This is a genomic window from Streptosporangium sp. NBC_01810, from assembly GCF_035917355.1.
GTDB lineage: Bacteria > Actinomycetota > Actinomycetes > Streptosporangiales > Streptosporangiaceae > Streptosporangium.
Window position 1 is genome coordinate 3,560,297 of the sequence record NZ_CP109070.1, and the last position, 13,624, is coordinate 3,573,920.

Here is a 13,624-nt window from a genome sequence, read left to right on the forward strand (position 1 = left end):
CGTCCTCGGTTTCAACGGCGTGGACACCCCCCTTATGCCCCGCACCACCCGCCGGGCGGCAATGATGAGGGTGGGGACGGGCACCACCCACTCCCCCGCGACACCATCCGAGGAGAATCCGTGACGTACACCGGTGATGTGCGGGTCGGCGGCCCCGCAGACCTGCGTGAGCTGCCCGCCCTGACGATCGCCAAGCTGGCCGTCGGCCCGTTCGACAACAACGCCTACCTGATCCGGTGCACCCGGACCGGCGACGGCGCGCTCATCGACGCGGCCGCCGAGCCCGACCGGCTGCTGGAGCTCATCGGTGACCGGCCGATCAGCAAGATCATCACTACCCACCAGCACGGCGACCACTGGCAGGCCCTGGAGGAGGTCGCCAGGGCGACCGGTGCCTCGGTGATCGCCCACCCGCTCGACGCGCCGGGGCTTCCGGTTCCGGTGGACCTGGAGGTGGGGCACGGCGAGGAGATCACCGTCGGCGAGGTCGGCCTGGAGGTGATCCACCTGCGCGGGCACACCCCGGGTTCGATCGCCCTCTACCACCCCGGCCACCTGTTCACCGGCGACTCGCTCTTCCCCGGCGGTGTCGGCAACACCAACAAGGACCCCGAGCGGTTCGCCCGGCTCTTCGCCGACGTGTCAGAGCGGCTCTTCGACCGGCTGCCGGACGACACCTGGGTCTATCCGGGCCACGGCAAGGACACCACGCTCGGCGCCGAGCGCCCCTGCCTGCCCGAGTGGCGCGAGCGGGGCTGGTGACCGCTCACGGCGGCGGGGGCCTCAGCCGCCCGCGCCGCCGCCGAGCCTGAGGAATCGATCCACCGCCCGCCGGGACCGGCCACGACGGGCGGTTCCGGCGGTCAGCCGACTCCGGCGGACGCCTTGCGCTGCTCCTTGCGCTTCTCCCGCTTGAACATCAGGACACGCAGCGGGATGGCCGCCACGATCGTCATCTGCATGACGGCCCCGACCTTGATCAGCGTGTCGCCACCGGCCAGGCCCGCGACCCAGATGGTCAGGCAGGCGACGTTGATCATCATCCAGGCGAGTACCCCGGCGGCCACGTTGCCCTTGGGCTTGGGGTACTCGATCCGGCTCACCATGAGATATGCCACACCGAAGATGGGCAGGATCGTCCAGGTCGACGGTGGAAACAGCAGTACGACCGAGACCACGGTCATGGCGCCCATCGGGATGGGCAGGCCCATGAAGTCGCCGCTCTTGGTCTTCACGCAGGCGAAACGCGCGAGCCGGATGACCCCGGCCAGCAGCACCGACGCCGCCGCGGCCATCACCAGCACGAACGGGATCTGCTGGTTGAACCCCGCCCAGATGACCACCATGAAGGCGGGGGCGAAGCCGAAGCTGATCACATCGGCGAGATTGTCCAGCTCGGCGCCCATCGCCGAGGCACGGAACTTCCTGGCCACCAGGCCGTCGAACAGGTCACAGGTGGCACCGATCAGCAGGAGCACCACGGCGGTGCCGAAGAACCGGGGGTCGGCCGCGAAGGGCTTGCCCTCCTGCAGCGCGTTGATGGCCGACCAGGAGAGCACGCAGACCGCCAGGAAGCCACAGAGGGCGTTGCCGAGCGAGAGGGAGTCGGCGGCCGACAGGCGGAACGCCTTGCCCACGGGTCCTTGTGGCTCGTCGTCCGTCTCGTCCATCGGCCAGCTCGCGTCAGCCGTGGTCAAGACCGGTCACCCCCGCAACGGTCTTCTGGCCCACGAAGACAGCCGGGGCGATCCCCTCGGGGAGGTAGACGTCGACCCGCGAGCCAAGCCTGATCAGGCCGATCCGCTCGGCCCTGGCGACCTTCGCCCCCTCGGCCAGGTAGGGCACGATACGGCGAGCGACCGCGCCGGCGATCTGGACGAGCTCGATGTCGCCGAGCGCGGTGTCCAGGTGCCAGACGACCCGCTCGTTGGTGTCGCTGTCCTTGTTGAACGCGGGCAGGTACCCCCCGGAAACGTGCTCCACCGAGGTGACCGTGCCGGCCAGTGGCGCCCGGTTGACATGCACGTCGAGTGGGCTCATGAAGATCGCCACCCTGGTCCGGCCGTCCGGCCACGGATCGATGCTCTGCACCACGCCGTCCGCGGGCGACAGGATCCGCCCGGTGCCCGGAGTGCGATCCGGATCGCGGAAGAACCAGAGCATCCCACCGGTGAGCGCGGTCAGCGGAACCGCCGCCAGTGCCCAGCGCCGGTCACGGCGGCTGAGCAAGGAGGTCACGGTGGCGGCGGCCACGGCCGGGAGCAACCACGGGGAGACGCCACGTGCCAGGCCCAGCGGACCTGGCCGGTGGCTTGCTGAATCGTGGGACACAGGAAACCTTTTGTGATGTCTTGCGGCATTAGACCGGTATGTCTACCTGCTCTGAGGCAGGATGCTACCCATCTCTTAGCCCTTATAAGGCGCAATGAGACAAGCAAAGCGCCTCACACGCCAATTCGCTAGCCCTGCTCGACACTCGCCGGAGCGGTGTTTTCCTTGCCCGCACGAGCATCACGCCGGACCTTCGCCAGGCTGATCGCGGTGGTGACGACCATCGTGACGATGATGACCGACAGTGACACCGAGATCGGCACCTCGGGAGCCCAGGAGACGCCGCTGGAGTGCAGCGCCTCGAGGATCAGCTTAACCCCGATGAAACCGAGGATGAACGCAAGACCGAAGCTGAGGTAGACCAGCCGCTGAAGCAGGCCTCCCAGCAGGAAGTAGAGCTGGCGCAGACCCATCAGGGCGAACGCGTTCGCGGTGAAGACGATGAAGGCGTCGGTGGTCAGGCCGAAAATCGCCGGAATCGAGTCGAGCGCGAACAGCAGGTCGGTGGTACCGATGGCGATCATGACGATCAGCAGCGGGGTGACCATACGCCTGCCGTCGACCTTGACGACGATCTTGGAACCCACGTAGTCGTCGGTGTGCGGCAGCACCCGCCGGGCCCAGCGCAGGACCGCGTTCTCCTGAAGGTGCTCCTCCTGGCCGAACTGGCGGACGAGCTGAACCGCCGTATAGATCAGGAACAGGCCGAAGACGTAGAACAGCCAGCTGAAGTTGGCCAGGGCGGCGGCGCCGACGGCGATGAAGATGCTGCGCATGGCCAGCGCCATCAGAATGCCGATCAGCAGAACCTTGTGCTGATAGATCTTCGGCACCGCGAAGCGGGTCATGATGATGTAGAAAACGAAGAGGTTGTCGATGCTCAGGCTGTACTCGGTGATGTATCCGGCGAAGAACTGCCCCGCGGGGGTGGGACCCGCGAAGACCCACAGAACGATACCGAAGATCACCGCAAGCGTGACGTAGAAGCCGACCCAGGACCCGGCCTGCTTGAGGGAGAACTCTCGCGGCTCCCCCCGGTCGACTATCCAAAGGTCGAAGGCGAGAACGACGAGCAGACCGCCAATAACGGCTAGCCATACCCAGACAGGAACAATCACGACTGATAACCCTCCGGCGGTGCGCACGACAGACTGCCGGAGGTCTCTCCCGCCCGCGTGAAGACGTCGACTGAGATATGTCGACTGTGCGGACCGACAGCCCCGGGGGCCTCGTGGAGCGAGACAACACCGTGATGACGAGACTGCCGCGAAGGGATACTCCCCCCCTAAACACGCCAGTATAGGTCTCTGGCATGGTGGCACCTAATCCAACATCACGACCTCTCCGCCTGTTCCACAGGGCTTCCGGCCTCACCTGCCGGCGGGCACCCGCACCCCCTCGGAAACGCGACGCGGACCACGAGCACACCCCTTCATCCCCTCGGTGAAAGCCCGGCGTAGACCACGAGCACACCCCTTCATCCCCTCGGTGAAAGCCCGGCGTAGACCACGAGCACCGCCTCCAGCGCCTCCGGTTCGCCCGGCATCCCACGGCCTCGCCTGGCGGCGGCACCGGCCAGTTCCGCCGCGAGACCGTCGTCGGCGAGCACCCTCGCGACCGCGTCGCGCATCGCGGCGACGTCCCCGTACGGCACCAGCAGCCCCGCCTCGCCCACCATCGCCGGGATGCCCCCCACCGCGGTGGCGATGACCGCCGTACCCGCCCGCAGGGCCTCCTGCACGGTGAGCGGTTGCCCCTCCCAACGGCTCGGCACCACCAGCGCCCTGGCCACCCCGAGCAGGTCCCCCACATCGGTACGGGCACCGAGCAGCCGCACCGGCAGGTTCTCCCTGTCGATCCGCTCCTGCAACTCCGCCCGCAGCGGCCCCTCCCCCGCCACCAGGAACACCGGTCCCGGCGCGGGCTCCGTGTCCCGGCGAACCTCCGGCAGGGCCTTCGCGACATCGAGCAGGGTCTCCAGCCCCTTCTGCTGGGCGAGCCTGGCGACCGTCAGGAAGATCACCCGCTCTCCCGTGCCGAGCTCCCGCCGCATGTCCCCGGCCCCGCGCCCGGAAGGGGGCAACGCGGGCGCCGGGACGACGGCGGCCTCGACGTGCCGGGCCCCCAGGTGTGCCATCCGTTCCCCCAGGTCGGGGGAGACGACCAGGATCCGGTCGGCGCGGCGGGCCACGATCCGTTCCAGGAGGCCGTAGATCGCGCCGACCACGCCGCCCGCGGTCGCGGCGTTGTGCAGGGTCACCACCAGGCCGGTCCCGGTTCCGGCCAGCGCGATCGCCGCCAGCGCCCCGGCCCTCAGCCCGTGGGCGTGCACGACATGCGCCCCGCGCAGCGTCCTGAGCGCCATGACCGCCCGTAGATCGTCGAGTGGGCGGGGCCGGTCGGAGATCGGCACCGGCGCGAAGCGCGCGCCGAGGGCGGCGAAACCGAAGGCACGCTCCGTGCTCGGAGGGCCCGCCACGACCACCCGGTGGCCACCCCGCACCAGCCCTCCGGCCAGCATGGCGACGTGCCGACCGACCCCGCCCGCACTCGTCCCCAGTACGAACGCCACGCGCGTCCCCTGATCAGCCATCGAAACGGCTCCCCTCCTTCACGGGGCCCGGGCGCAGCCTTGCCAGCAGCGCCCGGGCGTCTCGCCTGTCGACCGTCACCGCCACGGCCGCGAACGCGGCCACCCCGGCCGTCGCGGCGGCCAGCCCGACCGCCACGTAGGCCCACCTGGACACCGCTCCGAAAGCGTTGACCAGGGCCAGGCCCGCCCCCCAGGCCGCGACGCCGCCGACCAGGGCCGCCAGGAAGGTGCGCGGCGTACCCTCCAGCGCCGCCCTCCCCCTGGCGCGCAGCACCGCGAGAACCAGCAGCGACCCGCCGACGGTCATGCCGATCGTGCTGCCCAGTGCCAGCTGCCCGACCACGTCCGCCGGATCCTCGGCGGCATGGGCGAGCACGACCTGGGCCACCAGCGCGACGGCCCATCCGGCCACCGAGGCGGCGGCCGCCGACCGGCCCAGGCCGCAGGAGTACAGGATGCGGGCGAGGTGCAGCATGAGCGCGTACCCGACCACACCGGGCGCGAACAGCGCGACCGCCCTGGCCATCTCGGCCTCGGCGAGCGCTCCACCGGGGGTTCCCTCCAGGAAGACCCGCGACACCGGCACGGCGACCGCCGCCATCACCCCTGCCGCGAGCCCCGTCACCAGCAGCACGGCCCGTGTCGTGGAGGAGGCCAGCGTGTTGAAACCGGACAGATCGCCCTCCTGCGCCCGGACGGAGAGCACCGGGAAAGAGCTGGTGGCGATCGGCATCACCAGCACCGCGTACGGCAGCTGGTACAACGCCCAGGCGTAGGTGTAGACGCCCAGCGCCCCCTCGCCGCCCAGGTTGTTGGCCAGGAAGATGACGACGATCAGCGTGACCTGCTGCGCGATCAGCACGGCGATGCCCGCGGTGGCGAGCCGCCGCGCCCGGGCCGCGACCCCCGGAGGGAACGACAGGGTGGGCCGCAACCTGAGCCTGAGCCTGGCCACCGGGCCGACGACGGTGAGCACCATCGCGGCGGCGGCGACGGTCGCGCCGAGAGAGAGCGAGAGCTGCCCGGCGGTGGTCAGGTCCGTCAGCCGGTCGGCGGCCTTCCCGTTGACCGCGCCGAACAGCAGGTTGGAGGCGACGATGAGCAGACTGGAGACCAGCGGAGCCAGAGCCGGACCCATGAACCGCCGGTGTGCCTGAAGCACGCCGTACAGAACCACCGCCAGCCCGAAGAAGATCATGCGAGGGGCGAAGAGGACGAGCATGCCGGTGCCGACCTCGACGACCTCGGCCAGGTCACACGGAGCGGGATCGCCGACCAGCAGCGAGACGATCGGCCCGGCGAACGCCACGATGAGCAGCGCCAGCGGCACCATGACGAGCATCACCCAGGTGAGCAGCGCCGAGGTGATCCGGCCGGCCTCCGCCCTGGCCTCGGGGTCGTCGCCGGCTCTGGAGGCCGCCGAGGCCAGCACCGGCACCACCATCCCGGCCAGCGCGCCGCCCGCCACCAGCTCGAAGACGATGTTGGGCACGTAGTTGGCGGTGTTGTAGGCGGTGCTCAGGCAGAGGTTGCCGACGGTCTGCGACTGGACGAGATAGCGGCCGAACCCGACGAGCCTGGCCAGAACGGTGACGATCCCGATGAGAAGTGCCGCTCCCGCGATCCCCTGGGCGATCCTGCTGCTCATCGGGTGGCGGGTGCCTGCTCCACAGGGCGACGGCCCAGCATGTCGACACGGTGCAGGACGGGGTTACCCGCGATCACCTTGGTGAAACTGACCTTCTCCGAGGCGGCGGTCAGCGCGACCACCGTGCCGAGCACGGCCAGGCGTCCCGGGCGGCCCAGGGTGACGGCGGCGGCCAGGCCGACAAGCGCGCCCAGCGCGTTGGCCCCCGCGTCGCCGAGCATGGCCCGCTCGCCGAGGTCCTCGGGCAGCAGCGCGGCGGCGGCGCCCATGGGAAGCGCGGCCAGGGTGGCCGGGACCGGGTCCTCCCTGAGCAGAGCCGCGGCGAGCAGGGGTGCGCCGGCGAGCAGGCCCACTTTGACGGCACGCCCGGGACGCAGGTCGAAGAGGTTGGCCAGGTTGGCGCTTCCGGCGATCAGCGCGCCGTTGACGGCGACGTCGAGGGGCGCGCGGGAGGTGACGGCCGCGGCGGCCAGGCCGGTCACGCCGATACCGAGGATCTTCACGGCCCCGCTGGTGATCTCCCCCTTGGCCAGGGCGCTCAGATGCCCCCTGAACCCCTTGGAGGAGGTCGCGCCGTACAGATCGTCGTAGCCGCCGAGGCCGCCGGCCCCCGCGGCGGCCAGCAGCGCCGCCGCCCGGACCCTGCCGGGCAGGCCGGGCATCACGGCCGCCGCGGCACCGGCACCGGCGACGAACGCCGGGCCCTCCAGCAGGGTGATCGGTTCGCCCCGGTGGTTCGTGCGCGCCCAGGTCTCCACGTCGCCGACCGGAGGCCTGCGGGTGAAGGCGGCGTACGCGGCACGCGCGGCGACCGCGCCGAGGAGCGCACCGGTGAGGGCACCGAGAAAAGCGCGACGAGCCATCGGGTCATCCTCCGGAGGTGGCCGTGACGGCCGTGGGGGTGGGCGTCGCGCTGGGTTTGATACCAGAGACGCCGGAGCCTATGCCGTACTGGCCGGCGAGCCCGGCCAGTTGCTCTCGGAGAGCGTAGACCACCACGACCCACCCCGCGGGCATATCCGCGGTGTCGACACTGGAGACCTTCTCCGTGAAGGAGGTGTCCTCACGGAGCGCGGTGATGACCCCGCCGGCCGCGGCGGAGGTCTGTGTACCGGCCAGCACCGTGCCCTGGCCCACCTCGTCGAGGCCCAGCGCCAGTGCCACGAGCGCGCCCGCCCGCCCGGCGGCGGTCTCTCCGGCGTACGCCTCCGCGGGGGCGATCATCAGGGCCAGTTCCGCGCGCTTGGCGGGCTCGTCGGTGACGGTGAGCAGGCCGGCTCGCTGGAAGGCGTCGAGGATGCCCGCGCCGGCCGGATGCTCCTTGCCCACCTGGACGGGGTCGCTGGTCACGATCGCGTCGGCGAGCACCTGGGCCGCCTTGTCGTATGCCGTGTCCTCGACGGGGAAGACGGTCTCGGCGGCCTTGGCCCCGACGGCCAGCTTGTCGACGAAACCCGTCTGGGCGGGGTCGACGTACCTCTCGGTGAGGGTGATCCGGCCGGTCACGATCGCCCCGGCCTCCTCGATCACCTGCTGCGCCGACTCACGCACGCTCACCGTGGCGCCCGGCGCCTCGACGACCACGACACGCTTGCCCGCGAGCTCGTCCTGGACCAGCCGGGGGGTGTCGGCGACCACGAAGGCGTCGTTGCCCGCCTCGCGCCGCTGCAGGGCCTCCACCTGGTCGCGGAGCTCGTTGTTGCCCTCGCGGAGCTGGTTGGCCAGGCCCTCGCTCGCCTTGATGACGGGGTCTTCGAGGAGGGTGGTGCCCAGGACGATGCCCACCGACAGCGCGAGGAAGATCGCGACGATGGAGACGAGGTGATAGCGGAAATCGATCACGAGAAGAGTCCGACCAGCCAGAAGATGAAGCCGCTCCAGACGTCGCGGACGCTGTCCAGCCAGATCTTGCCCACCGGAGAGACGACGATCGCCACCCCCATGGTGATCAGCGTGGTGGCGACGAGCAGGAGCAGGGACGGGGTGGAGATCCGGCTGCGGTAGAGCCGGCTGACGCCCTTTGCGTCGATGAGCTTGCTGCCCACCCGCAGGCGGGTGAGGAAGGTGCTGGCCATGCCGGAGCGGCCCTTGTCGAGGAACTCCACCAGCGTCGCGTGGGTGCCGACGGCGACGATGAGATCGGCGCCCTTGTCGTCGGCGAGCAGCATGGCGATGTCCTCGCTGGTGCCGATCGCCGGGAAGAGCACCGCGCTGCGACCGAGCTGCTGGACCCGTTCCAGACCCGGCGCCCTGCCGTCGCGGTAGGCGTGCACGACCAGCTCGGCACCGGTGGTGAGCGCCTTGGTGGAGACCGAGTCGAAGTCGCCGACGATGATGTCCGGCAGGTAACCGGCCTCCAGCAGCGCGTCGGCGCCGCCGTCCACCCCGATCATGATCGGGCGGTATTCGCGGATGTAGGGACGGAGGGCGGCGATGTCCTCCTTGTAGTGGTAGCCGCGCACCACGATCAGGACGTGCCTGCCCTCCATGACGGTCCGGATGTCCGGAACGCCGATCCCGTCGATGAGGAGGTCGCGCTCGCGGCGGACGTACTCCATGGTGTTGGCCGCGAACGCCTCGATCTGCACGGTCAGCCCGGCCCGCGCCTCGCTCATCGCGGCCTCGACCGACTCGGTGGTCTGCACGTCGCCCTTGCCGACCGTCTCCTCGTCGAGGTAGACGACGCCCTCGTGCAGCCGGACCAGGTCTCCGTCCTTGATCCGCTCGAACAGCTCGGGGGTGACGTTGTCCACGAACGGCACCCCGGCGTCAACGATGATCTGCGGGCCCAGGTTGGGGTAACGGCCGCTGATGCCCGCGGCGACGTTGACAACGCCTGCCGCACCGCACGCGACAAGGGCCTCCGCGCTAACCCGGTCAACGTCAACGTGATCGATAATCGCGATTTCCCCGGCCCTGAGGCGCTTGGTCAGCCTCTTGGTCCGCCGATCGATTCTCGCCACTGCCGTCACCCCGGGAAGGTCCGTGACCTTCCTGCGGCGGAGGTACCCGTTGAGCCTGTCTTGAAGCCCGTCAATCGGCACCTTCATCACGACCATCCTGCCAGAGGGAACGACCAGGAGAGCCAAACAGTCGGCAGCGTGTCAGATACGTCACCCGTGACCCCCGTCACCGGCTCCCCCGGAACATACGGATTACTCCTGCGAACCTCTACTTACTCCCTCAGCCCTCCGTCCGGTTCGTCCGGTCACGCCTTGTCTGCGGCGGCGATCGACAACAGCTCCTCGGCGTGCGCACGCCCCAGTTCGGAGTCCTCCAGCCCGGCGAGCATACGGGAGAGCTCCCGCGCCCTGCCGTCCTTGTCGAGGGCGATCACGCCGCTCCGCACCACGCTCCCGTCATCGGCCTTCTCCACGACGAGATGCTGGTCGGCGAAAGCCGCGACCTGCGGGAGGTGGGTGACGACGATCACCTGGGAGGTCCGGGCCAGCCGGGCCAGCCTGCGGCCGATCTCCACCGCGGCCTTGCCGCCCACGCCCGCGTCGACCTCGTCGAAGACGAACGTCGGAACCGGGTCGGCACCGGCGAACACCACCTCGATGGCGAGCATCACCCGGCTCAGCTCACCGCCGGAAGCGCCCTTGTTCAGCGGCAGGGGAGGCGAGGCGGGGTGCGGCGACAGCCGCAACTCGACCTCGTCGACACCGTGCGGGCCGAACTCCGAGGCGGCGGCGATGCCGACCACCACTCTGGCGTGCGGCATGGCCAGCGCGGTGAGCTCCTCGGTCACGGCCTGCCCGAAGCGCTCCGCGGCCACCGACCTGACCCGGGTCAGGTCGGCGGCCAGCTCACTGAGGCGCCCGGTGAGCTCCTCGTGCTCGCGGGTGAGCTCGCCGATGCGGTCGTCGTCACCGTCGAGCTCCGCGATGCGAGCGGCGGCCCGAGCCGCCCAGGCGAGCACCTCGGCGGTGTCATGGCCGTACCTGCGGATGACGTGGATGAGCACGGCCCGCCGCTCCTGCACCGCCGCGAGCCGGCCAGGATCCGCGTCGATCGACTCGGCGTACGCGGCCAGCTCGGTGGCGACGTCGGAGATCAGGTAACCCGCCTCCGCGAGCCTTTCGGCGATCCCGGCGAGCGCCGGATCGAAGTCGCGCACCGCCTCGACCTCCGCGCGGGCCTCGCCGACCAGCGCGATGGCGTCCGGCATGGCCTGCTCACCGGACATCGGGTCACCGAGCAGCGCCCGGTGCGCGGTCTCGGCGGCGCTCCGGAGGGAGTCGGCGTGGGAGAGCCGTTCCTCCTCCTCGCGCAGCTCGGTCTCCTCACCGGCCTTGGGATCGGCCCTCTCGATCTCACCGAGCCCGAACCTGAGCTGGTCGGCCTCCTGGACGCGCTCCCTGGCCCTGGTGGTCAGCTCGGCCAGCTGTTCCGCGATCTTCCTGTGCCGTTTGTACGCCTGCTCGTAGGCGCGCAACGGCTTGACCAGCTCCTCGCCCGCGTAACGGTCGAGGGCGGCACGCTGGCGGCCGGGCTGCAGCAACCGCTGCTGGTCCATCTGGCCGTGCACGGCCACCAGGTCCTCGGCCAGATAGGTGAGCGTGCCGACGGGGACGGTGCGCCCGCCCAGCCAGGCACGGCTGCGTCCCTCGACGGAGACGGTCCGCGAGATGATCAGCTCGCCGTCCTCGACCTCGCCGCCCACGTCCTGCACCTGCTGTGCGACCCGTCCCACCGGGTCGACGATCAATGTGCCCTCGATGGTGGCCCGCTCAGAGCCGGGACGGACCCGGGCGGGGTCGGCCCGCCCTCCGAACAGCAGCCCCAGACCGGTCACCACCATGGTCTTGCCCGCGCCCGTCTCGCCCGTGACCACGGTGAATCCCGGCGATAGCACCAGGACGGCCTCGTCGATCACGCCGAGCCCCTGGATGCGGACCTCCTCGACCCTAGGTCGCACTGGTCCCTCCCGTCACATCGAATTCACCGAACATCAGTGCGGTGCGCGGGCACGATCCTACGCGCTTGAGACGTCACCCGCCCGGCCGTACTAGGGCCTCACACGGCCGCGCCATCCCTGTACAGGGAGATCGAACTTGGCCACCAATCTGTCGGTGAACGGTGCCCCCGTGTCCTCAAGACCGTGCAGCCGCGCCAGTCGTACCGGTAGCTCGGCCCGCCGCAGCTCCACCCTCGCCCCGGCGGGCAGGTCGAACCTGCGGCGCCCGTCGCACCACAGTACGGCCCCCGCCGTCCCCGTCTGGACCTCCAGCGCGAGCCTGGAGCGGGGCGAGACCACCAGAGGCCGGGAGAACAGCGCGTGGGCGCTGATCGGCACCAGCAGCAGCGCCTCCACCTCGGGCCAGACGACCGGCCCTCCCGCGGAGAAGGCGTACGCGGTGGAACCGGTCGGCGTGGCGCAGATCACCCCGTCACACCCCCAGCGCGACAGCGGGCGCCCGTCGATCTCGGCGACCACCTCGAGCATCCTCTCGCTCTTCTCGACGGTGGCCTCGTTCAGTGCCCAGCTGTCGGCCAGCAACTTGCCGTTGAGGCGGGCGGTCACCTCGATGGTCATCCGCTCCTCGACGTCGTAGCGGCCTTCCACCACGCTGTCGACCGCGACCGCCAGGTTCTCCACCTCGGCCTCCGCCAGGAAACCCACGTGTCCGAGGTTCACGCCCAGCAGCGGCACGCCGGCCGGGCGGGCGAACTCGGCCGCCCGCAGGAGGCTCCCGTCACCGCCGAGCACGATCATCATCTCGGCGTCGTCGACCGCCGTCGAACCGGCGGGCACCACGTCGGTCCCGGCACAGGCGATCTCGTCGGCCTCCGCGCTGAGGACGCGCACGGTCAAGCCGGCGTCCAGGAACCGCTGGATCACCATCCGGGCGCTGTCGACGGCCGCCGGCCGCCCGGTGTGCGCTGTGACCAGCACGACGCGCTTGGCAGTCATCTCATCTCCTCGAGCGTGGAGACCCCGAGCTCTGGCTCCGGGGAGGAAGTCAACTCAGCTCTTCCAGTGTGGGTGCCCCGAGTTTCGGCTCCGGGCAGGATGTCAGGTCTCACTCTCCCGGATCATCGGCTACCGAGGGCCCTCCGCCACCGCTCGCTCGATCTCGGCACCGAGATCGGCGACCGGCGGAGCCCCCTCACCCTTGCCCAGCCAGATGACGTACTCGACGTTGCCCGACGGGCCGGGCAGCGGGCTCGCGGTGACCCCTCGCACGGTCAGACCGAGCGCTCGCGCGGCTTCGGCCACGTCCTGAACGGCCTCCGCGCGGAGCGCGGGATCGCGGACGACGCCACCCGCGCCGACCCGCTCCCTGCCGACCTCGAACTGGGGCTTGACCAGCATCGCGAAGTCGGCCCGCTCGGCGGCGCACCGTACCAGGGCGGGCAGCACGAGGCGCAGCGAGATGAAGGAGAGGTCTCCGACGACCAGGGTGGGCGCGTCGCCGACCATGTCCGGCGTCAGCTCCCTGACGTTGACCCGCTCCATGACCGTGACCCTGTCGTCGGTCCGCAGTGACCACGCGAGCTGGCCGTAGCCGACATCGACGGCCAGCACATGGGCCGCACCGCCACGCAGCAGCACGTCGGTGAAACCTCCGGTGGAGGCGCCCGCGTCCAGGCAGCGGCGCCCGGCGACCGTGAGGCCGAGGGGGCCGAAGGCCTCCAGCGCGCCGAGAAGCTTGTGCGCCCCCCGCGAGACGTAGTCGGGGCCCTCGGCCTCCTCCACGACCACGATCGCCGAGGCGGTGTCGACCTGGGTCGCGGGCTTGGCCGCCACCTGGCCGCCGACGCTGACCCTGCCGGCCTCGATGAGCTGGGCCGCCTGTTCCCTGGACCGCGCCAGCCTCCTGCGAACGAGCTCGCTGTCGAGGCGTGCCCGCCGGCTCACGGGCGCCGGCCCGGGGCGTCGTCCACCGAGGCGAGCGCCTGCTCCAGCCCGGTGAACACCTCCTCGAAGACGTCCGCGTGCGCGGAGACGGGCAGGGCACCGAGCCGGGCGAGCCCGCCCAGCGCGGCATCCGCCCGCTCGTCGCCCGTCTCCTCCAGCAGGTCCGTCATGCGCCCCCTCCGGAACC

At 70.7% G+C, this 13,624-nt stretch carries 13 protein-coding genes; 1 reads left to right on the forward strand and 12 read right to left on the reverse strand.

What is annotated here, in order from left to right:
* Positions 1–120: 120 nt before the first annotated feature.
* Entirely contained in the window at positions 121–762 is a 642-nt protein-coding gene (locus tag OIE13_RS15960) for an MBL fold metallo-hydrolase (RefSeq protein WP_326638915.1), read from the forward strand.
* Positions 763–863: 101 nt separating this feature from the next.
* Here the strand turns inward: OIE13_RS15960 and pssA are convergent, their stop codons facing one another.
* The 12 genes from pssA to OIE13_RS16020 form a co-directional block, all read right to left on the reverse strand.
* Entirely contained in the window at positions 864–1,697 is an 834-nt protein-coding gene (pssA, locus tag OIE13_RS15965; protein ID WP_326638912.1) for a CDP-diacylglycerol--serine O-phosphatidyltransferase, read from the reverse strand.
* Positions 1,684–2,331, reverse strand: a complete 648-nt coding sequence (locus OIE13_RS15970) for a phosphatidylserine decarboxylase (RefSeq protein ID WP_326830180.1) — start codon at positions 2,329–2,331, stop codon at positions 1,684–1,686. Before OIE13_RS15970 ends, pssA begins: the two co-directional genes overlap by 14 nt.
* Before the next feature lie 128 nt (positions 2,332–2,459).
* On the reverse strand, positions 2,460–3,449 hold the full coding sequence (locus tag OIE13_RS15975; protein ID WP_326638909.1) for a TerC family protein: 990 nt from the start codon (positions 3,447–3,449) through the stop codon (positions 2,460–2,462).
* Between the two features lie 359 nt (positions 3,450–3,808).
* Positions 3,809–4,924 (reverse strand): glycosyltransferase family 4 protein, encoded by a 1,116-nt coding sequence (locus OIE13_RS15980; protein WP_326638907.1) that lies wholly within the window; start codon positions 4,922–4,924, stop codon positions 3,809–3,811.
* Positions 4,917–6,572, reverse strand: a complete 1,656-nt coding sequence (murJ, locus tag OIE13_RS15985) for a murein biosynthesis integral membrane protein MurJ (protein ID WP_326638905.1) — start codon at positions 6,570–6,572, stop codon at positions 4,917–4,919. The genes OIE13_RS15980 and murJ overlap by 8 nt, the downstream gene beginning before the upstream one ends.
* Positions 6,569–7,435 (reverse strand): hypothetical protein, encoded by an 867-nt coding sequence (locus tag OIE13_RS15990; RefSeq protein WP_326638903.1) that lies wholly within the window; start codon positions 7,433–7,435, stop codon positions 6,569–6,571. The genes murJ and OIE13_RS15990 overlap by 4 nt, the downstream gene beginning before the upstream one ends.
* A 4-nt stretch (positions 7,436–7,439) precedes the next feature.
* Entirely contained in the window at positions 7,440–8,414 is a 975-nt protein-coding gene (locus OIE13_RS15995) for a copper transporter (protein ID WP_326638901.1), read from the reverse strand.
* Positions 8,411–9,622 (reverse strand): putative cytokinetic ring protein SteA, encoded by a 1,212-nt coding sequence (gene steA / locus OIE13_RS16000; protein WP_326638900.1) that lies wholly within the window; start codon positions 9,620–9,622, stop codon positions 8,411–8,413. Before steA ends, OIE13_RS15995 begins: the two co-directional genes overlap by 4 nt.
* Positions 9,623–9,780: 158 nt before the next feature.
* Complete coding sequence (gene recN / locus OIE13_RS16005; RefSeq protein ID WP_326638899.1) at positions 9,781–11,493, reverse strand: DNA repair protein RecN; 1,713 nt, start codon at positions 11,491–11,493, stop codon at positions 9,781–9,783.
* A gap of 90 nt (positions 11,494–11,583) precedes the next feature.
* Complete coding sequence (locus OIE13_RS16010; RefSeq protein WP_326638897.1) at positions 11,584–12,489, reverse strand: NAD kinase; 906 nt, start codon at positions 12,487–12,489, stop codon at positions 11,584–11,586.
* Between the two features lie 129 nt (positions 12,490–12,618).
* A complete protein-coding gene (locus tag OIE13_RS16015) occupies positions 12,619–13,437 on the reverse strand; it encodes a TlyA family RNA methyltransferase (RefSeq protein WP_326830181.1) in 819 nt (272 codons plus the stop codon).
* Positions 13,434–13,607, reverse strand: a complete 174-nt coding sequence (locus OIE13_RS16020) for a hypothetical protein (protein ID WP_326638893.1) — start codon at positions 13,605–13,607, stop codon at positions 13,434–13,436. Before OIE13_RS16020 ends, OIE13_RS16015 begins: the two co-directional genes overlap by 4 nt.
* Between the last annotated feature and the right edge of the window lie 17 nt (positions 13,608–13,624).

Coding starts and splice junctions, on each gene's coding strand:
- OIE13_RS15980 (WP_326638907.1), bottom strand. CDS start 4,924: ATGGCTGATCAGGGGACGCGCGTGGCGTTCGTACTGGGGACGAGTGCG.
- murJ (WP_326638905.1), bottom strand. CDS start 6,572: ATGAGCAGCAGGATCGCCCAGGGGATCGCGGGAGCGGCACTTCTCATC.
- OIE13_RS15990 (WP_326638903.1), bottom strand. CDS start 7,435: ATGGCTCGTCGCGCTTTTCTCGGTGCCCTCACCGGTGCGCTCCTCGGC.
- steA (WP_326638900.1), bottom strand. CDS start 9,622: ATGAAGGTGCCGATTGACGGGCTTCAAGACAGGCTCAACGGGTACCTC.
- OIE13_RS16010 (WP_326638897.1), bottom strand. CDS start 12,489: ATGACTGCCAAGCGCGTCGTGCTGGTCACAGCGCACACCGGGCGGCCG.
- OIE13_RS16020 (WP_326638893.1), bottom strand. CDS start 13,607: ATGACGGACCTGCTGGAGGAGACGGGCGACGAGCGGGCGGATGCCGCG.